This is a genomic window from Thermosynechococcus sp. HY596 (genome assembly GCF_030518715.1).
In the GTDB taxonomy this organism is placed as follows: Bacteria; Cyanobacteriota; Cyanobacteriia; order Thermosynechococcales; family Thermosynechococcaceae; genus Thermosynechococcus.
The window spans coordinates 127,816-148,900 of the sequence record NZ_CP130346.1; the positions used below are offsets into that span (position 1 = coordinate 127,816).

A 21,085-nucleotide genomic window follows, 5' to 3' on the forward strand; every position below is an offset into this window, starting at 1 on the left:
AACAGGAACACACGAAGGAAAGCTTTAGTCAGCAATGGTCACGCCCATATTGCGAGCAGTACCTTCGATAATCCGCATGGCCGCTTCAATATCGTTGGCGTTGAGATCTGGCATTTTCTTCTCAGCAATTTCCCGCAGTTGGGCACGGGTGATGCTGCCCACTTTTTTCTTGTTGGGTTCGCCGGAGCCTTTTTCAATGCCCGCAGCTTTTTGAATCAGCACGGAAGCGGGCGGCGTTTTCAGAACAAAGGTGAAACTGCGATCTTCATAGACCGAAATTTCAACGGGAACCACCATCCCCACTTGATCGGCGGTGCGAGCATTGTACTCTTTGCAGAACATCATGATGTTCACACCGTGCTGACCAAGGGCTGGACCAATGGGGGGAGCAGGGTTGGCTTTACCCGCTTGAATGGCAAGTTTGATAACTGCGACGACCTTTTTCGCCATAGTGAGTTAGCGTCCTAATCTACTTTTTCCACTTGAGTCACTTCGAGTTCGACCGGCGTTTCGCGGCCAAAAATCGAGAGTAATGCTTTCAGTTTGCTGCGCTCAGCACTGACTTCAATCACCTCTCCCTCAAAGTCCTTAAAGGGACCATTGAGAACTTTGATCTTATCACCACTATTGAGATCAATGCGGTGCACCGGTTCTTGTTCTTGGGCTTTGCGGAAGATGCGATCCACTTCGGCCGGACTCAGGGGCATGGGCTTGACGTGACCGCGGCCGCGGCCTGTACTGCGGCGTTGCTCGGCACCCACAAAGTTAATCACATTGGGGGTGTTTTTAATCACCTGCCAAGCTTCATCATCAATTTGCCATTCACCTGTTTCGGGGGACTGCTGTGCCCGCACTTGGACAAGAACGTAACCCGGAAAAACTTTTTCCTCAATGGTTTGCCGCGAGCCATCTTTTTTAATTTTGATGACGGGGGTTTGGGGAATTTCAATGCGAAAGATGCGATCGGCCACATCCAGCGTATGGAGCCGCTGCTCGATGGTGCTTTTCACTTTTTTTTCGCAGCCAGAGGCCACCTGCACGGCATACCAAAACCGTTTGACCTTACCCGCTTGATCCCCTTCGGCCACTTCAACGGTGTCGTCAAGAGGATCGTTCAGATCAGAATGATCAGTAAATTCACTCACCATAGGCGCGTACTCGTAGGAATCTTTGGCTGTCTAGAAAATCAGTGTGGCCAGCCAACGAAAGAGTTCATCCACTAGGTAGATGACCGCAGCGGAAAGGGAAACGATGAGAATGACTGCCGCAGATTCGCCAATCAGACGCTGGCGATCAGGCCACACCACTTTGCTGAGTTCTTCCTTGGTTTCGCGGAAAAACTCGGTTAGATTAAAGCCACTAGTGGGCTTTTCGCCTTCGGTACTCTTGGTCACGGCGGCACTCCTTAGGGCGGGGGCAGCCCGTTGCTACCCGTTTAATTCAGCGCGATTTATTATCATAGCAGGTTTCTTCTTTTTAGGAAATCCCGATGTTTGATTGCTTGCAATCGCGCACCCTCACGACCGCCATGGGGGAGGTGGCCTACGTTACAAATGAGTTCAGCACTACGCCCTATGCCCGCCCGCCCCTGTTTTTTTGGCATGGCTTTGGGGGCGGCTCTAGTCGCTATGAATGGTCAGCGGTTTACCCAGCCTTTGCGGCGGCGTATCCCCTTTTTGCGTTGGATTTGCCCGGTTGGGGAGTCTCTGAGCATCGCGATCAATCCTATACGGTGGCGGCTTATGTGGATCACTTGCTGGAGTGCCTTGGCCAATTGACGGCAGAACCAGCAGTGGTAATCACGTCGTCACTGACGGCAGCCTTTGCTATTCAAGGGGCGATCGCCCATCCCCAACGCTTCTGTGGCCTGATTCTCACCTGTCCAACGGGGCTGAGTGATTTTGGTCAAGATTACCGCCAGACCCCCCTTGCCCAGATTGCCCGCCAGCCCTATGTGGATATCGCCTTTTATCGCCTCGGCGTGGCCAATGTCCTGAGTGTGCAGTCCTTTATGGCCAATCAACAGTTTGCCCGACCTAGCCGCATCAGCCCGGAAATGGTTGCCACCTATACCGAAGTAGCGCAGTCGGCGGGGGCAGAATTTGCTGCACTGGCTTTTGTGCGGGGTGATCTCTGCTGCGACCTCAGTCGCTTCTTGCCCCATTTGACGGTGCCGACCTATATCGTTTGGGGAGAGCAGGCAAAACTCCCTCCTGTGGCCGTGGGTCAACGCTTGGCACAGTTAAACCCCGAGGCGATTCGTGCCTTTGATGTGATGCCAGGGGTGGGACTAACGCCGCAGTTGGAGTGCCCTGCGGTGATGATTGGCTGGATTGATCGCTACCTTGGCCAGTTGCTGGCCTCCCCCTGAGGTGATCTAACGCTGGGCATTGGCAGTGGCGGGTAGGGTTGTGCCATAGACACGGGGGCGATCGCCCTGGGCCAATTGGGTGCTGCCTTGAGTATCCACTGCCCAGATCGTGGCCTTGGGATTTCCTAGGGTTTGGGTTTGAAACAGCACCCGCTGCGGATCCGTGGTGCTCCAGCCCAAAAGGGTGGCAAAGTCGTATTCATCAGCGGTGGGATAAACCGTGGCCACATGACCCATCCCCGCCTGCCAAATCCACGCGCTATCACTAATTAAATCGGTGGCAAACAAACCGCTAAGCTGGCGCACCAAGAGACGATTGCCCGTTTCTGACCAGCCGACCGGAACCAGTACTGCAATCAGACCTTGACCTTGGGGCACCTCTGCCAAAAATTCAGGCGGCATTTCCTTGAGGCTTTCAATGCGCTGCTGACTGCCGCTCTGGCGATCGCGAATTTCCAAAACACTCACCAGTTGTTGCCGATGGGCTTCTGGATGGGCCGTGAAGTAGAGGGTGGCCTGTGCCACATAGCGGCCATCGGGAGAGAGATATTGGGGCGTCTGCTGAGTCAAGCGGAGAGATTTCTTAGCCTTTAGAGCAGCGGCGTGGCCGTCGTCAATCCATTTCCAAGGGAGGGGGAAAGGACTCTGAAGCGGATCCGTGACTACTGTTTCTACGGGTTGATCGGGGGCTGAGGGTCGCTGGGCTTGGGCAGGCGTTACTGGGGCGATCGCAAGGGCTGTCAATATCCCACAGACTGAGGAGATCAAAAAGCCCCGCCACGGCGCAAATCGGGTTACCATGAGGTCACTCCTCTGAAATAAAGTTTGCTTATTTTATTGACAGTTTGGTTAAACGAATGATGACGGCTCCTCACACCTCCAGCATAGCAATTGGCCTAGGCCGATCGCAGGAAAATTAACGAAGTTTTATGATCTTGACAGAATTAGTTAAAAAATCTCGTGACTATTTGCAGTCATTGGCAGTCATTGAGATTCATTCCCAGTGGTTTCCCCTCAGTTCCCCCTCGCTCAAAGATGCGGCGACGACCCCCTATGCAGTGAATGCTAAAGGGCATTTGGCGTGGCCCAAGGGTCGGCACTCCCTCTGGTTGGGGCAGCGAATCACGGTACCCGCGACGGTTCAAGGCTATAGTGTGGCGGGTTTAACTCTACACCTTGATCTCACGTGGTGGGCGGATCAGGCAACGGTGTATGTCAATGGTCAGGCGGTGCATCAGGGGGATTTATTTGATCATTCGGTGAGTCTGTGCCTAGGGGAGGCAGTGACCCCCGGCCAAGCATGGGAGGTGGTGTTGCATCTTGTGAGTCCCGGCCACGATGACGGTGCTTTGGTGAGATCAGGCCTGCGGTTTGAATTGCCAACGGGAGTGAATCCGGACTTTGTTGCCACTGAGTTGGACATTTTGGCGATCTTTGGTGAAACCCTCAACCTGCAACCCCTTGAACCCCTGCTGAAGGACGTTTTAGAAAGTCATGGACAGCGCCCCATCTTAGATCCGTTGCTGGCGGAGATCCACGAGAAAATGCAGGCGATCGCCACCCCCTTGCGGGACTTCACCATGCACCTGTGTGGCCATGCCCATCTGGACTTGGCGTGGCTTTGGCCGATCGCCGAAACCTGGCAAGTGGCACAGTCCACTTTTCGATCCGTCTTGCAGCTAAAGGAACGCTATCCCGAACTCACCTTTACCCACTCCACCCCCGCCCTCTATGCCTATTTGCAAACCCATGCCCCGGCACTCTTTGGGCGGATTCAGGAAGCCGTGGCAGCGGGTTGGTGGGATGTAGCGGCAGGCCTTTGGGTCGAACCGGAACTGAATCTGATTAACGGTGAATCCATTGCCCGCCAGATTCTCTATGGCCAGCAGTACGTGCAGCAGGCCTTTGGTGGCATTAGCCCCATTGCTTGGTTGCCCGATACCTTTGGCTTTCCGGAACGGCTCCCCAGTTTCTTGGCTCAGGGGGGCATTCGCTACTTTGTCACTCAAAAATTGCGCTGGAATGACACCACGCGCTTTCCCCACGGTTGGTTTGTCTGGCGGGATGTGGCGGGGGCGGAGGTGAATGCCCTGATGTTGGCGCCCATTGGCGAGGGCATTGATGCGGTAAAAATGGCTGCCTATGCCCAAGAGTGGTGGCAACAAACGGGATCGCGGCGCAGTCTCTGGCTCCCCGGTGTCGGCGATCATGGCGGTGGACCAACGGCGGCAATGCTGGAACGGGTGCGACGCTGGCAACACCTCGGTGGTATTGGGCCGCAGTGGCAATGGACAACGGTGCAGCAGTATCTGGAACAATTAACCCAAGAAACACCCCCCACAACCGTCTGGCACGGGGAACTCTACTTGGAATTCCATCGCGGCTGCTACACCAGCCATGGCGATCAAAAGGCTGCCCACGATCGCGCCCAACGCCAACTGCAAGAGGCGGAACGCTGGTGTGCCCTCGCGGCAATCACAACTTCTTTTTCCTACCCCAGAGAAGAACTCAAAGCCTGTTGGCAACAACTTCTCTTTAATCAGTTTCATGATATTCTCCCCGGCTCCTCGATTCCAGAGGTTTATGCGGAGGTGAACCCAACATGGCAGCAACTCCTGACAACAACAGAAACGTTACTGGGTGCGGCGCAAACGGCTCTGTGTGCGTCTATAGACTACGGCGACCCCCCCGTGGCAGGGGCAATGCCTGTGGTTATTTTCAATAGTGGGGTGGGCGATCGCGCCGGGGTTGTCCACATTGACTTGGCACAGCTCCCTGAGGAGGTTTCCTCTTGGCGGGTTTATTGTCCACGGGGCGACTACGATTTACCAGCGCAGTTGAATGCTCCCCAAGGTTGCTTGACGTTTCGTACCCCTGAGGTGCCGGGAATTGGCTACACACTGCTGTGGCTCTGCCCGCGATCGCGCCCTGATACGTTACCAACCCCACCCTTGGGCTATGTCTTAGAAAATAACTATCTCCACGTTGAAATTGATCCGGCAACAGGGGAAATCACTAACCTGTATGACAAGTTGAATCATCGTCCCTGCTTGGGCGATCGCGGTAATCAACTGCAATTTTTCCGTGATCAGGGGCAATACTGGGATGCTTGGAACATTGACCCCAACTATGGGCAGCAGCGACTGCCGGGGGCGACCCTAGAGGCCATTGAATGGGTGACGTGGCATCAACTGGAGCAGCGACTACGGGTCAGATGGCGCTTTCAGTCCTCGCGGATGCAGCAGGAGTATGTGTTGCAGTATCAAACCCCGTGGCTGCGCATTGATACGGTGATTGACTGGCAGGAGGAACATATTCTCCTCAAGACGGCTTTTCCCTTGGCAATCAGGGCTGAGCAGATCACCTGTGAAACTCCCGGCGGCGTTACGCTGCGCCCGACCCTTCCCAATCCCCACCTCAGCGCCCATGAGCAAACAAAATGGGAGGTGCCCTTTTTAACGTGGGTGGATCTGAGTACCCCAGAGTATGGGGTGAGTCTTTTCAGCGACTGCAAGCATGGCCTTGATGCCCAAGCGAATCAATTGCGATTAACCCTGTTGCGATCGCCCACTTGGCCAGATCCGACGAGCGATCGCCGCCACCACCGCTTTAGTTATGGCGTGTTTCCCCACAGTGGCTCATGGCAAGCGGCTGCTGTCTCCCAATGGGCGGCTCAGTTTAATCATCCCCTCCGCAGCGCGATCGCCCCTGTCAACTTGTCAGGCACCTTACCCCCCCACGCTCACCTGCTCCATTGGTCGGATGCCCACATTCAATGTTTGGCCCTGAAACAAGCGGAGGATGGACAGGGTTGGCAATTGCGAGTCGCTGAAGTGGTTGGTGAAGGGGGCACCTTGGAGCTGCACTCAACGTTTATTCCATGGCAAGTCAAAGAGCAGCAAACGCTCCTAGAGACGCCCGCAGGGGACACAGACTCAGTAACCCTCAGCCCGTGGCAAATTCAAGCCTTTCGGCTGCACCCTTGACCTGCAATTGCGCCTTGAGGATTCTTGGCGATTCTGAGACAAATCTCGCTTAGCCAAGCAAATTGATCCCTCACTGCATGGCAGTTCACTACCCATACTCTATTGATGAGTGCTCATTTTTTGCCTTATAGCTATTCCAATAAAGAATGAGACATTATCCAGCACAATAATTGCGAATCACCTCATCAATAGAACTGTTTGACCCTGCATACATCCGCGCTCGCTTCAGCGCACTAAAGTCGTGCTCAATCACATTCAAATCACAAACCCTACCGCATTCAAATATCCGCAAAACAGCATTGGGGCGATGAAGTCTTTCTGGTGTCTATACCGTCCTGCTACTAATACCAATTCAATTTGAAGATAGGGTTAATAAAGGCTGTGTAATGAATGACCAGCCCGTCAAAGAACGAATCACCTCCGCCGTCAGTTGTGACAATACAGCTTGCAGCTTTTGACGCAGGGCTTCCAGCGTCTCGAAGGACTGCCATGCTCATGCTGCTCGCAGATGTTGCCACAACCGCTCAATGGGATTGACCTCGGGGGCAAACACAGGCACGACATTGCGCACAATGCGATGCACCGTCGGGTAGGCGACCTCAAGCTGATGCTCCTGTCGCAGCCACTGCACAATGGCCTTGTAACTGTGGGGTCTTGTAGGCGTTCCTGCAACTGTGCCATCACTGCTGGAGTCCTCCTTGGCGATAGGCGTTCAGCCAGCGAGTAATGGTGGACTCGTTGCCATGGAGCAATTGGGCAATTTGTGGACGGCTAATGTTACAAAGAGCTGGTATAATCTACAGCATGCAGCAATCTTTCTGTCATCTATCATCTAAAAAACCATATTATTTGCTTATTATGGCCAATACTACAACAGATAGTACAAACTCAGCCAATATGCTCCCATGAAACAGCCGTACCCCGCTCAATGGCTTGATTCACTCGCTTGCCTAGCAGTACCTCATAGTATTTAGGAGGCAACCCATACCCGGGGCGAATTGAACGAATACACTCTGGCGTAATCACTTCCCCTGCCGCCTCTTTAATAGCTTGTTTTACCCACTACCTGTGGTCTCTTTCAAGGTCTAGAGTGGTGCAATGCAAACCACCTAGCATTGTGTAGCAATGACGCATTCTGACAGGAATAACAGTAAACCTTTTGGTTTCGAGGGCTTTAATTAGGGGGAGTTGCTGGTCATGAACCAAGACTGTATCAGGAGCGATGGAAAACACATTCAATCCTGCCCAAGGAGAACTCATGGTATTTAAATGAGAAATAACACCCATGGATAATAATTCTTCATATATAGGAAGGCGCACCTCATTATGAAAGGAGACTTCAGTTTCAGGCACGGGTACAACCTCTGTAAAGTATATTTTTTCCCACTTACTAAATACTTCAGGACATGTAGACTCTTTTACTCTAAAACCATTCAAGAGAACCACTCCTTCACAAAGAGGTAATATAGTTGAATCTAAGTGAGAGGATCGATAGGTATACGTCAAATGAACTTTATACTCATTACCTAACACATCAGCAAGCCATTTGGCTCCTTTATGATTTCCAGTCGAAGAAACTAAGTATAAGATATCTTTTCCGAGTCTAATTATGTTAGCAGCATCAAAAATAATTTCATCCTCAGACAGGCGGTGAAATGTTTCATTTATTCCACCGCTTAGCTGCTGGTGTACTTGATCTTCCACGCTTTCTAGATCAGTTAAAGGACGTTGCAATAGCTGACGATATCCCCCTCTTAACTTTGGTGGTGGTGCAAATATCCATCTAAATCCTTCATCAAAACAATACTTGTAGAGTAGGTCTTGAAAGGCATAAAACTCAAATAATCTAAATCTAGATGATGGAGCGCTGACAATTAAAGTATTTCCAAAAACAATGTGAATGTCTCTAACATTATATATATCAAAACCAGATGCCGACCAATTCGGAGTGCTAAAGGTGTGGTATTCTTCATGCCATGAAGGACGTAAAACCAGAGCTCCAGCTTCTCGTAGGATACTACACAATACCTCTAAATCTTCAGCTACTTCATCTAAATACCATTGGGGGTAGGCTTTACGGGCAATAGTTTCAGCCTTTGTCAAAAGCTCAAATGATCTTGAACCATCTATAACTTCTAATCCCGGAGAGAAATTGTCAACTGTGCCAACGACGACTGTCCTAAGTTTATCCCATTCATTATTAGATTTTATTTTCATTGCTAATTCACTCCTTTACACCAAAGAAAGTATATCTCAACTCGCTCCCTTCTTCACGAAAGGAGTAGTCATAGTAATCTAGATACACAGGCCTAAACAAGGAAAATTTCTTCGCCATTTCTTCTTTATCTCTCACAAAGTTAAGGTAAAGATCATAGTCTAAACGGTCAGTCTTAAATTGGACATGCCACAAACCGTCCCCAACATAAGTTGCGTGATTTCTATAGTAGTGCGCCCATCCATTCATAGAAGCATAAATTTTGGAACCAACTTTCATATTGTCATAAAGACACCTAATTGCTAAATCAAAATCTGTATTCGACAAAAAGTCTAAGGTCTGAATCGATATAACTATATCAAAGTTACCTCCAAAGAAAATTTGCTCTGGATTAGGTTTAGGATCAATGACAGCAAAGTGGGAAGCAATATGTGGCATTCTGCTACGAGCAACGGCAATATCGTTAGCCGCAATATCAACTCCGAAACAATCAAATCCTAAATTATCGAAAAAGGCCAAGGCAGCACCTTGTCCACAACCAAAATCTAGTAAACGTTCATGTCCTGAGCCGTCAATACCGTAGTCAAACTTCAGGATTCTGCCATAAAACCTAAAAATAAAGCTCTCTACGTTTGGAGCGTTGTAAGTTCCTGACCAATAACGAGCATTTGTTTGAAGATAGTCGTTCATCGATATTTCCTCTTGAGAATTATTTATACTCTTAAGATTTAAACAGTTGGCTGAAGTTAGTCAATTATATCCCAAGATAGAGGAGTGCCTGCTTCCATCGTAACTTTGGCTTTTCTTCCGATTACTTGGTCGTAGAACTCAGGTAGTAATCCCCCTGAAGGTCGTATAATACGGACGTTTTCATGCGTAAATGTTTCTCCGCTTTTAATAGATTTCACAACATAGATCGAGGGACGTTCTTTCAGTGAAGTTTTTTCTGATGATAACGGCTCATAACAGACTTTGCCTAAACTTTCCCAAACCATCTCCGTACCTAGTCGAAGCTGGTGTAATTCTGCGGGCTCAATTGAAAAACTTGAATCCACTCCTCTTTCAGAACGGGATAAAGTAAAGTGCTTTTCAATCATCACTGCTCCATGAGCAACGGCAGCAAACGCAGCATAAGGACTCAAAGTGTGATCAGATAATCCTACATAACAATTATAGCGACTTCTCAAGTCTGGTATTGTTAAGATGTTAGCATCTTTTTCAGTTGAAGGATAGGCACTAGTGCATTTTAGTAGAATAAAGTTTTCACAGCCTCTTTTTCTGATTGTTTCTACAGCTTTTTGTATTTCATCTAATGTTGCCATGCCAATAGAAAGGAGCAATGGTTTACCGCAACAGGATGCTTCTGACAGTAGAGGGATGTGAATAAGCTCAAATGATGCAATTTTTATAGCATCGACTCCAATAGATAGGAGAAATTCTAATGAAGAAATATCGAATATAGTACTAATGCAAGCCAAACCTTTATTGCGAGCAAATTTAAATAACTCCTCCTGCCATTCCCAAGGCATGTAAGCCTCAGAGTATAAATCCCAGAGATACTTACCAAACCATGGACTCTCAGAATCATCTATAAGAAACTCATGACGTTTGCTATCAATAGTTAAAGTATCAGGTGTAAAAGTTTGTAACTTTATAGCATCTGCACCATTTTTAGCCGCAGCATCGACAATAGCAAATGCTCTATCTATATTACCATGATGATTACCAGACATTTCGGCAATAATTAAGGGACGATAACTTTGTCCAATAATTTTAGAACCGATTGAAATAGATGTGTTCATACTATTACTTCAAATTTTTATGGATTTACTTGCTCATGATTAACTGTAGCATATGGCTTACTCGGCTAGCCCCTAGATGATCGCATACCGGATTGTGGTTGATCTTAAAACCTGAATGATTTTTTATAGCCTTTAACAAGAAGTCACATATAATATGAGAATTTACCTTATTGTAATGACCTAAGTAGTTAATAAGGTTTTGTTTAAGTAAGCACATAACAGAGAGAATTTGATTTTCAGCTGTTGTTGTAATTAAACATTTTTTTTGCATAAATAAACCTTCTATCATAGAGTTGCCTCCCGAAGTTAAAAAAATATCAGCATTCTTAAGCAGATTTGCTAAGCTCTCGGGAGCATAATGAATTTTTACTTCATCTAAGTTCTTACTGATTTTTTTAATTGTTTTTAGCTGTGAATTGAAACAACCAACTACTACATCAGTACTAACTTCTTGTTTAAAGCTAGGATGACTTTTCATTAGCAACTTTATTGATTTTAGCACTTTAATTGTCTCTCCTGTAGGATCACTTCCACCATAGGAAATCAGAATTTTCTTTCTATTATCTTGTACAGTACAGTCTTGATCACTATTCTTTACAGCAATAAAATGTGAATCAATTAATGCATATCTTAAGCCTACTAATTGATGACAATTAGTTGATTTCTTTAGCAGATTTTTATCAAAAGGGATATCAATATCACTCAATACTATATCTGCATAATGTTCTCTATTACGAAAATCATCAATCACCAGTATTTTATATCCAGATTCAGCAACTCGTTGTTCCCACCAAATCCCCAAATTATAGCTATCTAGTACTACCCAATCAATTGACAAGTTTCTAATTGCTATTAATGTACATTCAGCATCAAGTAATTCTTTATTAAAGTTATTAGCAAATATATTACTTTGGGCCAGATTCCTATAAATGTTTCTCATGCAAATATGATGAAAACCCTGTAAAAGATCGTGGCTAATTGACGAAAGAGAAACAATGTAGACACAAAAGCCATCTTCAAATAACTGTTTTGCTAAGGTTAAACAACGTCGTAAGTGTCCTAGGCCGATCTCTGAATTAGCCTCTACCCTAATCGCAATATTACCTAATCTTCGCATATAAATAATGTTTCCTGAACAATGGTATTAGTTCTGTTTTTCAAACAGCCTAGATAAGAAAAGCCCCAGTAGAAAATGACTACCATGAATCCTGCACCACTTCAGTAGAGTACAGTACTTTATACAGAAGTTCGGCACGCTGCCAATCCTCAAGGGTATCGACATCCACAACCCGCCACTGGGGAATGACAAGACCAATACCTTGCTGATGAATACTGATGTCTGCAAGCCATGCTTCAGTTCTGCCCCAGTAGAACTGACCTGCATCATAATAAGCAGGCTCTAAATCCTGAGTGCGTTCTTGCTCATACTCTGGATAAAAAGGCTCCATCTGACCAGATGGATGTCGTCGTAAAGCTCGCTGTATGGAGGAAGGAAAGTTCGTTACGGGAAAAACATAGGAAGCATTAGAACTAAGTAGCATGTCGAAGGCAGCTTTGAGATCATCAACCTGTAGCAGCGGCACGGCGGGGTAAATACAGCACACTAGTTCAGGATGACAACCCTGCTCTTGCAATACTTGAATACCATGAGCAATGACTTGTGTGGTGCCTGCATAGTCGTCAGCTAGGGAAGCTGGCCGCACAAAAGGAACCTCTGCACCCCATTGAGAAGCAATAATAGCAATCTCTGGGTCTTCAGTAGAAACAACGATGCGATCAAATAAGCAGGAGTCTTGAGCGATCGCGATCGCGTAAGCAATCATCGGCTTTCCACAGAAGTTACGGATGTTTTTACGAGGAATTCGCTTGCTTCCTCCCCGCGCAGGAATAATCGCGACTTTCATTATGTTAGGGTTGCAGTATAGTTCGTCAGTAGTTTACTGGTTCTCTTTATGAGTCATCCTGCGCTCTACAATACCGATTTTTATGCGTGGACGCAAGAGCAGTGTCAAGCTCTTGTCAATAAGGCATGGGCAGATCTGGATGGATTAAATTATGTTTTCCCCTGTCTTTATCTATAGCGATCGCTTCCTCGAACACCGCTGCCGCCAATTTCACTTTGAGCGACCCGAACGGTTAGTGGCCATCCGTCAGCACTTACAGGCAGCATTTCCAGCAGCAGAATGGCGTGAACCTACGCCTGTCGGAGAAGGATTAACTCCTTGGTTGGAAAAGGTACATAGTCGGGTGTATTTAGACCAATTAAGGCGGATTGCAGCAGAAGGGGGCGGCTGGCTAGATCCCGATACCTACCTCAATGACCAGAGCGATCGCGTGGCGCGGTTAGCAGTACAGGCGTGGCTCGATGGGGTAGATTTAGCTGTACAGCGGCAGCAACCGATTTTTGTTTTGGCACGCCCCCCCGGCCACCATGCGTTGCGGGAGCGGGGAATGGGCTTTTGCCTACTAGCGAATGCAGCCATTGCTGCCCACTATGCCCTCAATCTGCCAAGGATAAGACGAGTCGCAATTCTCGATTGGGATGTCCACCACGGCAATGGTACCCAAGCACTGGTTCAAGACCATCCTCAGATTGCCTATTGTTCGCTCCATGAGTTTCCTGCCTATCCCTATACGGGGGATGGGGGCGATCGCGGCCCCTACAATAACGTCCTCAACTTACCCATGCCCACAGGCTCCACTGGAGCGGCCTATCGCACTGCTTTTCAAGATCAAGTCATGCCCTTTTTGCAGCAATTTGGCGCAGATGTGCTTATCATCAGTGCGGGCTACGATGCCCACCGCGATGATCCCCTTTCTAGCATTGAATTACAGGAGGCAGACTATGGCTGGATGATGCACCAGTGCTTGCAGATCACTCACTGTATTGTCATTGGCTTGGAGGGAGGGTACAACCTTAATGCCTTGGGGCGATCGCTGGTTGCTACTGTACAGGCGACGGTTGTTGACGATGCCGCTCGAGAACTTCCTCATAAACCGCAAGGTATTGCTTAGCCACCACAGGATAGGCAAATTTCCTCACTGCGTCCGCACGAGCTTGGTCACATAATTCAGCATGACGCTGAGAATCCGCTAACACCCATTGAATACCATCAGCAAGATCAGTTGCATCAAAGGGCTGAGCCAAGTACCCTGTTTGTTGATGAGTAATAATATCGGGTAGTCCGCCAATACGAAAGGCAACTACTGGTGTTCCACAGGCCTGCGCTTCAATAGCAGTATTGGGAAGATTATCCTGCCGAGAGGACACAATCATCACATCTGCTGCGCTGTACAGCTTACAAAGATGCTCTTCATTATCAATATGACCCGTGTATTGAACTGGAAATTTCAAATCTAGTTTCTTACGAGGCTCAGATTCACCAAAAACAACTATTTGAAACTGTTGACCTCTATTTTTGAGATAACCCAAGGCTTCTTTGAGTAAGTCAAACCCTTTGCGCACATCTCGGCCACCCCCCATTGCACCAAACAGAACAATTGGCACTTCTGTTGGTAGGCCTAGGTTTTGGCGTGTTTGTTTTTTATGATAGGGGTACCACTGCTCAGTATTAATTGGATTAGGAATCACGCTAACAGGCCAATTATGCATCAGTGCACTTTGTCGAACACAGTCTGCTAACCAGTGACTCGGTGCAACGATATGTATAGGTTTTTGCCAATATCTTCGCTTACGGTTCCATGTCCAGCGATTAAGATCAAACCCCCTTTCATAGGAAGGACGATTATGGGGGTAATAGCCCTCTTGCCAGCGCAAGTCTTCCGTGTAGTGTTCTGCACCACAAAATGCCCACATATCATGCAGTGTCCAAACAAGTGGCTGCGTTAACTTGGCAACTTCCTCAATACTTAACAGATTCGCTGCGATCCAGTGAAAATGGATAATATCAGGTAGCAGTGATTCGAGAAATGCCGTGGAATAGCAGGAAAATAGATTAGGGCTATGAAGAATTTTATTCTCTGTTCTAAAACCAGATAGCTTAATAAAAATTTTGGACAAATCATTAAGGAAACTATATTTAATCGAGCCAAGTGGATTCTTATCAGAGAAGATGTAAGTCTCTTTCATTTGAGAGGAAGCAACAACCATCGAGGCATTACAATCAATACCTCGCAGAGATTGACAAATTCTTAAAGCAGCTTTTGCAGCGCCACCTGTATCCGCGTACGTATTTAAGTGAAGCGCTTTCATCATGCCTTTTTAGTTAAGACAGCTAGTAAAGTATGCCCTGGAAGCATTTTACTTATTCCTAACTTCAAGAGAAGACTAATTGGACTTAGAGTAACATAGTTTGCAAGTAATCGGCATCCTAGATTGGGTAGTCTCAGTTTAGTTTTAAGAAAATTTCGACAATAACCAACAACAAATCCTTCCACATGATAACTTTGTAGAGGCTCTTCTAATAGGTTAGTAACCTCTAGGGGCAGAATGTTAGGTAAGTAATTAAAAACACTTTTACACCAGTGAGACATATGATGAGGAGGCTGATCAAGGAGGTTTTCATAGCTTGGATCAATTTTACGTAAGACTTCAGAATTAGGTACAGAGAGAATTAACTTGCCGTTTGGCCGCAAAATATTGATTAATTTAGTTAGAAATGAGATAGAGTCGGGGATATGTTCAATCACCTGAAAAGCACAAATAGCGTCATACTTTTGATCTGGATATTGGTTTAGAAATTCATCGATTGAGACTGGGTAAATTATAAAACCTAGTTTCTGGGCATTTTGAATTGCTTCAGGATTAATTTCCATTCCTTCAATATCAACACCCTTTCGGCGTGCTAGTTGTAAAAAGCCTGCACCACCAATACCTACTTCAAGAACTTTTGATGATGGTTGAATATAGTCTAGAGCAGCATGAAACTCCCACTTATCAGACATATAGTACCATGGAAATTTTTGTAGTTGCTGATAAAGAGAACCATCACCAGCGGCTTCAGCAGGAGTGTACCATTCAAAACCAGTATCCAAACATTTCCAATGCATAATCTCTTTTATAGAAAGAAATTTATCAAACAACTTGATACCAAAAATATCGTACCATCTCTGGTAAATTTTCTCCGTAGAAATTGACCTGAGACATACTGTATTTTCTTGATTTGTCAAAGGTGACTTAGGGTGTACTAAGCTCATTTTAGTGTCTCCTTGTTAACAAAAAAACCTTTGCTAGTCACTTGGATTCAGAAGTGTTGAAAGATAGTTTGAGAGGCTAGAAAAAAGGAAGAAATGTCATATTCTTCCCTTAAAAGAAGAAAAAAACAATCAATTGGCTTTACTGAGGAACTAGTTTCGATACTATGCTTCTAATTAGTGAAGAAGGAAAACGCATACGCTTGCCACCAAAGTGCTCATTGAAGGTATACTTATCTGCTTCTACATCAACAGCCACTTCACTTGGATGTTGAATTTCTCCTATTGGAAAAACGGGCAAGTTTGCATGAATATGACCTGCAGTCTTTGTATGAGTTGCATCAGAACCAAAACCAATATTGCTTACAAGATTAACGTTGGGTGTTGCCGTCAAGGCTCCATGATACCAGACACAGGCCGTCCATTGATAGTCCCATGTATTAATCTCACTTGAATACACTCGATTAAAAATCTTACGCCAGTATCCCTCCTCAACAGAGTTAAAGTGAAGATTTTGCCACGCTGATGATTTGCTCCACGCCGGCCAAAATGAGATGTCTACGTCGTATTTAGACCATGCCCGTTTCCACGTAGCCCAACCCCAGCAGTGATTATATTTAGAGAAATAATAGCTAGCTTTTCCACGCCACTGCCCATCCTGAAAGTTGTTTCCCGTGATAACCCAAACCCGTTCGTCTTGTTCGTAGTATTCAAGCAATTCATCACAAAACCTAAAAAAGTCAGGATGGGGCAAACAGTCATCTTCTAGAATAATCCCCTTTTCTTCATGCTCAAAAAACCAAGTAATGGCACTACTGACGGCTACCTTACATCCTAGGTTCTTCTCTCTAAAAAGAGTTTTAACTTCACAAGGCCAATCTACTTGCGTAACAATCTCCCTGACTTGTCTAACTTTCTCTGCTTCGCCCTCATAGTCAGGTCTAGGACCATCTGCAGCTATATAGAACCTTCTGGGTTTGACTTGACAAATCGCTTCAAGCACTTTTGCAGTAGTTTTGGGGCGATTAAACACTAGAAGTAATACCGGGCTACTTACCATAGGTCAAGATTCGTAAATTCCGAATAAATTTTAAGATAAATCGAAATAAAATCAAATCAATGTAGCTTATCACGACTGCTAAACGAAATGTCAGCCTTTGCTTTGTAAGGTCATTGACACCCTTTATATCTACTAGAGATAGACCAGAACGGATAACACTCTTAATTTGGTTTCGGTAATTCTTAGTTTCTTCTATAAGGATAAAGATTTTTTTAAGGTAATGAATATAAGTACTTGTAGTTCTTTTGTCATAATCAATAGATATATTAGTGCAAATAGTAATAGCCTTCATGTAGTCAGTGTACAGCCGCTTTGTCCTTTCGTAATCTGTTGTTCCCCACGCTTCCCAGTGACACCTATTAAGAACTGTATGAACAAACCAGTTTCTATTAATGAAGAAGCAATCATATTTTAATAGTAAATCAAAAAAATAAATAAGTGGGAAAAAAGCATTTTCAATATTTTCATTCCACAAACTAAAGTTTATCAGTTTGGGCTTGAAGAAAAGCCCAGTTAATATAAATCCGTTATGTAAATAGCGAATTGAGTTTATGGTTCCACGCGGTATTAAGGTATCTTGCTCAAATGGCTTACACACTACACAATGAAGAGAACCATCTTCTAAGTATGAATATCTTGGCACAAAAAATGAACCTATTTGTACATTTGTGTTATTTTCGTAGCTAGTTAAGTTATCTATGAAATTAATTATATCAATTAAGATGTTCGGCTGTAAGTAGTCATCATCAGTTAAGATGCAGGCGAAGTCAGCAGAAGATTCAAAAACCATATCACGAATATTTAGGCTCATACCTTTGTTATAAGTATTAGTCCTTATATCAACTATTTCTGGTAATATATTGATTTGCTTTCTTATGTCATCACAGCTAAAGTTTGGAGTACAGTCATCAACAACTACAATACTTACTTTGTCAGCTAATTCAAATTGTTTGACTTGAGTTGTTATAGACTGTATCGCTCTTACTAGTGTTTGTGGTCTTTTATATGATGGAATAAGAAACTCAAGTTTTTTCATTGGATACATGGCTACTATAGATAAACTTACAGTTAACATTTAAGAATCAAAATAGGGATTTTATCCTAAAAAATAACTTAGATTTCAGCCTGAGTAGGATATTTAGATATGCTATCGGTAGAAGCCTGATCATCTCAACAACAAATATTGTCCTTAGTGTTTTAGCGATTGCTGGCAAGTCCAATTCTAACCCTAATACATCACTTACAAATTGCTTTTTCTCGTAACTGTTTTCTGGAGGTAAGCTAGAGAATAATTCTTTCTTGATTTGATGCGATATCATTGCCACTTCATCTCTTGGCTTAAGCACACCAAATGGATTTTGATGATGAGAAAAATTGTAGTAGACTGGCTCTTTACCAAGTATAAAGTATTTAATTCCTATTTCTTCACAATAAAACAACTCACTACCACCTGTTGGCGATGTTGCATAAAGAAAATTGCAGACTAAGTCATAAAACCTATCTACAAACAGCGGACTTAGTGCTTCGCCTGCGCTGACTATTGGTATATTGTACTTTCTAAGCTTCTTATGGTAACCCTTTTTCACATCATGCATATGCATACATATAACAAATGGTTTATAGCGATCTTCTAATGATTCCAGATTGTGGAAGTACTCATCCCAATCATAATCTATGATCTCAATTCCATCATTGGAATGTGGATAAAAAATCAAAGTGCCTTTTGCTTTTTCCTTTAGATTATAACCAGCTATTTTTCTATAGATCACCCATGGATGTGTTATATGAACCACCTTCTTAATTTGGTATCTTTCAATACTAATAACTCTCTGTTTATACCAAGATAGGTAGTAAGCAGCTTTATTATTTATCTCATGTTCCTGAAGCTCCCCTGAAAGTGCTACACCATGATCTCCGTAGACCGGTATTGGTAATATATCAGGCCACTTTAACCATAAACGATAGCAACGACCAAAACTATAAAGCTCTGTAGGCCAAAATAAAGCAGGAAGTCTTGCAAAATTACTCTTAATTCCAGTATCTACTTTTTCCGAACAGATATATTCGAGATATGCATCATCAAAACCCTCGAAAGGATTTATATCCTCATAGTTTGGCCAAATTTTTTGAGGTTTGATAGGCTTCTTCATGCTTTATTTACGTTATGATAATTAAAATACCTCGATTTAACCGATTTTCAAGGCAGTTGTCAAGAGCAAGCTCGCCGTGGTCGCTCGATGGGATTTTTTGCGATTGATGGATTGAAGCATAGAAGTAGTGGAGAGGATCTACAAGAATGCCTCAAGGATTAACGAAAGAGAGTGGCGTACTTGTGACGGGGGGTACAGGGTCGTTTGGCCGTGCCTTTGTTAAGGAGGTGTTGCGGCAGTTCCCTGATATTCGACGTCTCGTCATTTTTAGCCGTGACGAGCTAAAGCAGTTCGAGATGGCTCAGGAGTTCCCCTACCAAAAGTATCCAGGTATCCGCTACTTCATTGGCGATGTTAGGGATCGCGATCGCCTACGCCGGGCTCTGAACAAGGTCGATATTGTGGTTCATGCGGCTGCCCTGAAGCAAGTGCCTGCGGCGGAATACAACCCCATTGAGTTTATTCGCACCAATGTCATGGGGGCCGAAAACGTCATTCAAGCCTGCCTCGACACCGGTGTCAAGCAAGTCATTGCCCTCTCCACCGACAAGGCGGCTGCCCCCATCAACCTCTACGGGGCAACAAAGCTCTGTAGTGACAAACTCTTCATTGCTGCCAATAACTTTGCGGGTCGTGATCTGCGGTTCAGTGTGGTTCGCTACGGCAACGTCATGGGGTCACGAGGCTCCGTGATTCCTTTTTTCTTGAAAAAGCGCTGTGAGGGCTGCCTACCAATTACGGATCCAGCCATGACTCGCTTCAATATCTCCCTCCAAGAGGGGGTAGAAATGGTACTGTGGGCACTGCAGCACAGTTGGGGGGGCGAAATCTTTGTGCCGAAAATTCCCTCCTACCGCATTCTCGATGTTGCAGAGGCGATTTGCCCGGAATGTGAGCAACAGTTTGTGGGTATCCGTCCAGGGGAAAAGATCCACGAAGAGATGATTACCACTTCCGATTCTTATACCACGGTTGATTTGGGTCAATACTATGCCATTTTGCCAACTCAGGGACGCTTCACGCTAGAAGAGTACTGTGCCCAAACAGGGGCAACACGGGTTAAACCGGGCTTCAGCTATAATTCTGGCACCAACGATCGCTTCCTTAGTGTCGAGGAGCTACGCGCCCTGATTCGCCAACACGTTGACCCGAACTTTGTTCCAGGCAGGGGCTAAATGGGCACAATTCCCTACGGTCGCCAAGACATTACGCCAGAGGATATTGCGGCTGTCGTTGACGTCCTGCAATCGGACTGGCTGACCCAAGGCCCCAAGGTTCCCGAGTTTGAAGCAGCACTGGCCAGTTATTGTGGTGCACGGTATGCCGTTGTGGTTAGTAGTGCTACAGCGGCACTTCACCTCGCCTGTATTGCAGCGGGGCTACAGGGGGGCGATCGCCTGTGGACATCGCCGATTACTTTTGTGGCCTCCGCCAATTGTGGCCTTTACTGTGGTGCCACGGTGGATTTTGTTGATATTGACCCCCACACCTATAACCTGAGTGTTTCTGCCCTTGCCGACAAGCTAGCAATGGCCAAAAAGCAAGGGACGCTTCCCAAGGTCGTCATTCCTGTTCATTTGGCAGGGCAATCCTGTGAGATGGCTGCCCTTGCTGAATTGGCGCAGACCTATGGCTTTATGCTTATTGAAGATGCCTCCCATGCCCTTGGGGGTCAGTACCGTGGCCGACCCATTGGCTGCTGTGAATTCTCGACGATGGCGGTTTTTAGCTTTCATCCCGTCAAGATTATCACCACGGGTGAAGGCGGTGCCGTTCTCACCAATGATCCAGACCTCTACCAGTGCCTTATCCGTCTGCGCAGCCACGGCATTACCCGCGATCCCCAACAAATGGTGAGCGACTCCCACGGCCCTTGGTACTACCAACAACTGGAACTGGGCTTTAACTACCGCATGACCGACCTCCAAGCCGCCCTCGGCCTACGGCAACTGCAACGCCTCGATCTATTTGTCGAGCGGCGGCGTTTTTTAGCCCAACGCTACCATCAATACCTTGCTGATTTGCCCCTCACGCTCCCCTTTCAGCATCCTGACACCCGCTCCAGTTGGCATCTGTACATCATTCGCCTGAAGCGAGACCAGATTCAAACTTCCCATCGCGAAGTCTTTGAAGCCCTGCGCGCCCTTGGGATTGGGGTGAATCTGCACTATATTCCTGTACATACCCAACCCTACTATCAGCAATTGGGCTTTCAATGGGGAGACTTTCCCAACGCCGAAGCCTACTACCAAGAAGCGATTAGCTTGCCACTGTATTATGGACTGACCCTTGCTCAACAGGATCAAGTGATTCAGGCACTCAAGCAAGTCTTGGCTTAAGGCCGTGA

General features: G+C 45.9%; 23 protein-coding genes and 1 pseudogene. 6 read left to right on the forward strand and 18 right to left on the reverse strand.

Features of this window, described 5'->3' with window-relative positions; genetic code table 11:
• Positions 1-24 precede the first annotated feature (24 nt).
• Genes rplK through secE form a run of 3 tightly spaced genes read right to left on the reverse strand, consistent with a single transcriptional unit; the run spans position 25 to position 1,394 of the window.
• Positions 25-450 carry a 50S ribosomal protein L11 gene (rplK, locus tag QYC28_RS00620; RefSeq protein WP_149817213.1) on the reverse strand — a complete coding sequence of 142 codons (426 nt, stop codon included), beginning with the start codon at positions 448-450 and terminating at the stop codon, positions 25-27.
• A gap of 14 nt (positions 451-464) precedes the next feature.
• Positions 465-1,148, reverse strand: coding sequence for a transcription termination/antitermination protein NusG (gene nusG / locus QYC28_RS00625; RefSeq protein WP_149817215.1), 684 nt, complete (start codon positions 1,146-1,148; stop codon positions 465-467).
• A 30-nt stretch (positions 1,149-1,178) separates the two neighbouring features.
• Entirely contained in the window at positions 1,179-1,394 is a 216-nt protein-coding gene (gene secE, locus QYC28_RS00630; RefSeq protein WP_149817217.1) for a preprotein translocase subunit SecE, read from the reverse strand.
• Between the two features lie 95 nt (positions 1,395-1,489).
• On the opposite strand from secE, the gene QYC28_RS00635 reads away from it, so the two are divergent.
• The gene (locus QYC28_RS00635) at positions 1,490-2,371 is read left to right on the forward strand and encodes an alpha/beta fold hydrolase (protein WP_302679680.1); all 882 of its coding nucleotides are present in this window, start codon (positions 1,490-1,492) and stop codon (positions 2,369-2,371) included.
• A gap of 6 nt (positions 2,372-2,377) precedes the next feature.
• On the opposite strand, the gene QYC28_RS00640 is transcribed toward QYC28_RS00635, so the two are convergent.
• Complete coding sequence (locus QYC28_RS00640) at positions 2,378-3,172, reverse strand: hypothetical protein (protein ID WP_302679681.1); 795 nt, start codon at positions 3,170-3,172, stop codon at positions 2,378-2,380.
• A gap of 128 nt (positions 3,173-3,300) precedes the next feature.
• Between QYC28_RS00640 and QYC28_RS00645 the strand changes: the two genes are divergently transcribed.
• On the forward strand, positions 3,301-6,357 hold the full coding sequence (locus QYC28_RS00645) for a glycoside hydrolase family 38 C-terminal domain-containing protein (RefSeq protein WP_302679682.1): 3,057 nt from the start codon (positions 3,301-3,303) through the stop codon (positions 6,355-6,357).
• Between the two features lie 154 nt (positions 6,358-6,511).
• Here QYC28_RS00645 and QYC28_RS00650 read toward each other — a convergent pair.
• From QYC28_RS00650 to pseF, 9 genes and pseudogenes are all read right to left on the reverse strand, one after another.
• Positions 6,512-6,702, reverse strand: a pseudogene (locus tag QYC28_RS00650) (IS630 family transposase); the annotation flags it as partial.
• Positions 6,703-6,850: 148 nt separating this feature from the next.
• Positions 6,851-6,988: a hypothetical protein gene (locus QYC28_RS00655; RefSeq protein WP_190278136.1), complete on the reverse strand. Its 138-nt coding sequence runs from the start codon at positions 6,986-6,988 to the stop codon at positions 6,851-6,853.
• A 49-nt stretch (positions 6,989-7,037) separates the two neighbouring features.
• Positions 7,038-7,109: a hypothetical protein gene (locus QYC28_RS13225; protein WP_399363159.1), complete on the reverse strand. Its 72-nt coding sequence runs from the start codon at positions 7,107-7,109 to the stop codon at positions 7,038-7,040.
• A gap of 136 nt (positions 7,110-7,245) precedes the next feature.
• Complete coding sequence (locus QYC28_RS13140; RefSeq protein WP_310828674.1) at positions 7,246-7,383, reverse strand: SAF domain-containing protein; 138 nt, start codon at positions 7,381-7,383, stop codon at positions 7,246-7,248.
• Positions 7,384-7,419: 36 nt separating this feature from the next.
• Complete coding sequence (locus QYC28_RS00660; protein WP_149817226.1) at positions 7,420-8,574, reverse strand: hypothetical protein; 1,155 nt, start codon at positions 8,572-8,574, stop codon at positions 7,420-7,422.
• Between the two features lie 7 nt (positions 8,575-8,581).
• Complete coding sequence (locus QYC28_RS00665) at positions 8,582-9,262, reverse strand: bifunctional 2-polyprenyl-6-hydroxyphenol methylase/3-demethylubiquinol 3-O-methyltransferase UbiG (protein ID WP_149817228.1); 681 nt, start codon at positions 9,260-9,262, stop codon at positions 8,582-8,584.
• A 56-nt stretch (positions 9,263-9,318) separates the two neighbouring features.
• Complete coding sequence (gene pseI / locus QYC28_RS00670; RefSeq protein WP_149817230.1) at positions 9,319-10,374, reverse strand: pseudaminic acid synthase; 1,056 nt, start codon at positions 10,372-10,374, stop codon at positions 9,319-9,321.
• Positions 10,375-10,399: 25 nt separating this feature from the next.
• Positions 10,400-11,491: a UDP-2,4-diacetamido-2,4,6-trideoxy-beta-L-altropyranose hydrolase gene (gene pseG / locus QYC28_RS00675; protein ID WP_286626151.1), complete on the reverse strand. Its 1,092-nt coding sequence runs from the start codon at positions 11,489-11,491 to the stop codon at positions 10,400-10,402.
• Positions 11,492-11,570: 79 nt separating this feature from the next.
• The gene (gene pseF, locus QYC28_RS00680) at positions 11,571-12,278 is read right to left on the reverse strand and encodes a pseudaminic acid cytidylyltransferase (protein WP_149817234.1); all 708 of its coding nucleotides are present in this window, start codon (positions 12,276-12,278) and stop codon (positions 11,571-11,573) included.
• A 48-nt stretch (positions 12,279-12,326) separates the two neighbouring features.
• On the opposite strand from pseF, the gene QYC28_RS13230 reads away from it, so the two are divergent.
• The gene (locus QYC28_RS13230; protein ID WP_149817236.1) at positions 12,327-12,455 is read left to right on the forward strand and encodes a DUF29 family protein; all 129 of its coding nucleotides are present in this window, start codon (positions 12,327-12,329) and stop codon (positions 12,453-12,455) included.
• Entirely contained in the window at positions 12,430-13,389 is a 960-nt protein-coding gene (locus QYC28_RS00685) for a histone deacetylase (protein ID WP_302679683.1), read from the forward strand. Before QYC28_RS13230 ends, QYC28_RS00685 begins: the two co-directional genes overlap by 26 nt.
• On the opposite strand, the gene QYC28_RS00690 is transcribed toward QYC28_RS00685, so the two are convergent.
• The 5 genes from QYC28_RS00690 to QYC28_RS00710 form a co-directional block, all read right to left on the reverse strand.
• On the reverse strand, positions 13,319-14,590 hold the full coding sequence (locus tag QYC28_RS00690) for a glycosyltransferase family 4 protein (RefSeq protein WP_302679684.1): 1,272 nt from the start codon (positions 14,588-14,590) through the stop codon (positions 13,319-13,321). The genes QYC28_RS00685 and QYC28_RS00690 overlap by 71 nt on opposite strands.
• Positions 14,587-15,531 carry a bifunctional 2-polyprenyl-6-hydroxyphenol methylase/3-demethylubiquinol 3-O-methyltransferase UbiG gene (locus QYC28_RS00695; RefSeq protein WP_302679685.1) on the reverse strand — a complete coding sequence of 315 codons (945 nt, stop codon included), beginning with the start codon at positions 15,529-15,531 and terminating at the stop codon, positions 14,587-14,589. Before QYC28_RS00695 ends, QYC28_RS00690 begins: the two co-directional genes overlap by 4 nt.
• A 139-nt stretch (positions 15,532-15,670) precedes the next feature.
• The gene (locus QYC28_RS00700; RefSeq protein WP_302679686.1) at positions 15,671-16,588 is read right to left on the reverse strand and encodes a glycosyltransferase family A protein; all 918 of its coding nucleotides are present in this window, start codon (positions 16,586-16,588) and stop codon (positions 15,671-15,673) included.
• A complete protein-coding gene (locus tag QYC28_RS00705; protein ID WP_302679687.1) occupies positions 16,578-17,663 on the reverse strand; it encodes a glycosyltransferase family 2 protein in 1,086 nt (361 codons plus the stop codon). Before QYC28_RS00705 ends, QYC28_RS00700 begins: the two co-directional genes overlap by 11 nt.
• Before the next feature lie 7 nt (positions 17,664-17,670).
• Positions 17,671-18,738, reverse strand: coding sequence for a hypothetical protein (locus QYC28_RS00710; protein WP_302679688.1), 1,068 nt, complete (start codon positions 18,736-18,738; stop codon positions 17,671-17,673).
• A gap of 146 nt (positions 18,739-18,884) precedes the next feature.
• Between QYC28_RS00710 and pseB the strand changes: the two genes are divergently transcribed.
• Together pseB and pseC are read left to right on the forward strand one after the other, a co-directional pair.
• Positions 18,885-19,913, forward strand: coding sequence for a UDP-N-acetylglucosamine 4,6-dehydratase (inverting) (gene pseB / locus QYC28_RS00715; RefSeq protein ID WP_286668845.1), 1,029 nt, complete (start codon positions 18,885-18,887; stop codon positions 19,911-19,913).
• Positions 19,914-21,077, forward strand: coding sequence for a UDP-4-amino-4,6-dideoxy-N-acetyl-beta-L-altrosamine transaminase (pseC, locus tag QYC28_RS00720; protein WP_302679689.1), 1,164 nt, complete (start codon positions 19,914-19,916; stop codon positions 21,075-21,077). It abuts the gene before it with no gap.
• The last annotated feature ends 8 nt before the right edge of the window (positions 21,078-21,085 follow it).

Coding starts and splice junctions, on each gene's coding strand:
- nusG (WP_149817215.1), bottom strand. CDS start 1,148: ATGGTGAGTGAATTTACTGATCATTCTGATCTGAACGATCCTCTTGAC.
- pseG (WP_286626151.1), bottom strand. CDS start 11,491: ATGCGAAGATTAGGTAATATTGCGATTAGGGTAGAGGCTAATTCAGAG.
- QYC28_RS00695 (WP_302679685.1), bottom strand. CDS start 15,531: ATGAGCTTAGTACACCCTAAGTCACCTTTGACAAATCAAGAAAATACA.
- QYC28_RS00690 (WP_302679684.1), bottom strand. CDS start 14,590: ATGATGAAAGCGCTTCACTTAAATACGTACGCGGATACAGGTGGCGCT.
- QYC28_RS00635 (WP_302679680.1), top strand. CDS start 1,490: ATGTTTGATTGCTTGCAATCGCGCACCCTCACGACCGCCATGGGGGAG.
- pseF (WP_149817234.1), bottom strand. CDS start 12,278: ATGAAAGTCGCGATTATTCCTGCGCGGGGAGGAAGCAAGCGAATTCCT.
- pseI (WP_149817230.1), bottom strand. CDS start 10,374: ATGAACACATCTATTTCAATCGGTTCTAAAATTATTGGACAAAGTTAT.
- QYC28_RS00665 (WP_149817228.1), bottom strand. CDS start 9,262: ATGAACGACTATCTTCAAACAAATGCTCGTTATTGGTCAGGAACTTAC.
- QYC28_RS00640 (WP_302679681.1), bottom strand. CDS start 3,172: ATGGTAACCCGATTTGCGCCGTGGCGGGGCTTTTTGATCTCCTCAGTC.
- QYC28_RS00645 (WP_302679682.1), top strand. CDS start 3,301: ATGATCTTGACAGAATTAGTTAAAAAATCTCGTGACTATTTGCAGTCA.
- QYC28_RS00660 (WP_149817226.1), bottom strand. CDS start 8,574: ATGAAAATAAAATCTAATAATGAATGGGATAAACTTAGGACAGTCGTC.
- pseB (WP_286668845.1), top strand. CDS start 18,885: ATGCCTCAAGGATTAACGAAAGAGAGTGGCGTACTTGTGACGGGGGGT.
- QYC28_RS00700 (WP_302679686.1), bottom strand. CDS start 16,588: ATGGTAAGTAGCCCGGTATTACTTCTAGTGTTTAATCGCCCCAAAACT.
- QYC28_RS00705 (WP_302679687.1), bottom strand. CDS start 17,663: ATGTTAACTGTAAGTTTATCTATAGTAGCCATGTATCCAATGAAAAAA.
- rplK (WP_149817213.1), bottom strand. CDS start 450: ATGGCGAAAAAGGTCGTCGCAGTTATCAAACTTGCCATTCAAGCGGGT.
- pseC (WP_302679689.1), top strand. CDS start 19,914: ATGGGCACAATTCCCTACGGTCGCCAAGACATTACGCCAGAGGATATT.
- QYC28_RS00710 (WP_302679688.1), bottom strand. CDS start 18,738: ATGAAGAAGCCTATCAAACCTCAAAAAATTTGGCCAAACTATGAGGAT.
- QYC28_RS00685 (WP_302679683.1), top strand. CDS start 12,430: ATGTTTTCCCCTGTCTTTATCTATAGCGATCGCTTCCTCGAACACCGC.
- QYC28_RS13230 (WP_149817236.1), top strand. CDS start 12,327: ATGAGTCATCCTGCGCTCTACAATACCGATTTTTATGCGTGGACGCAA.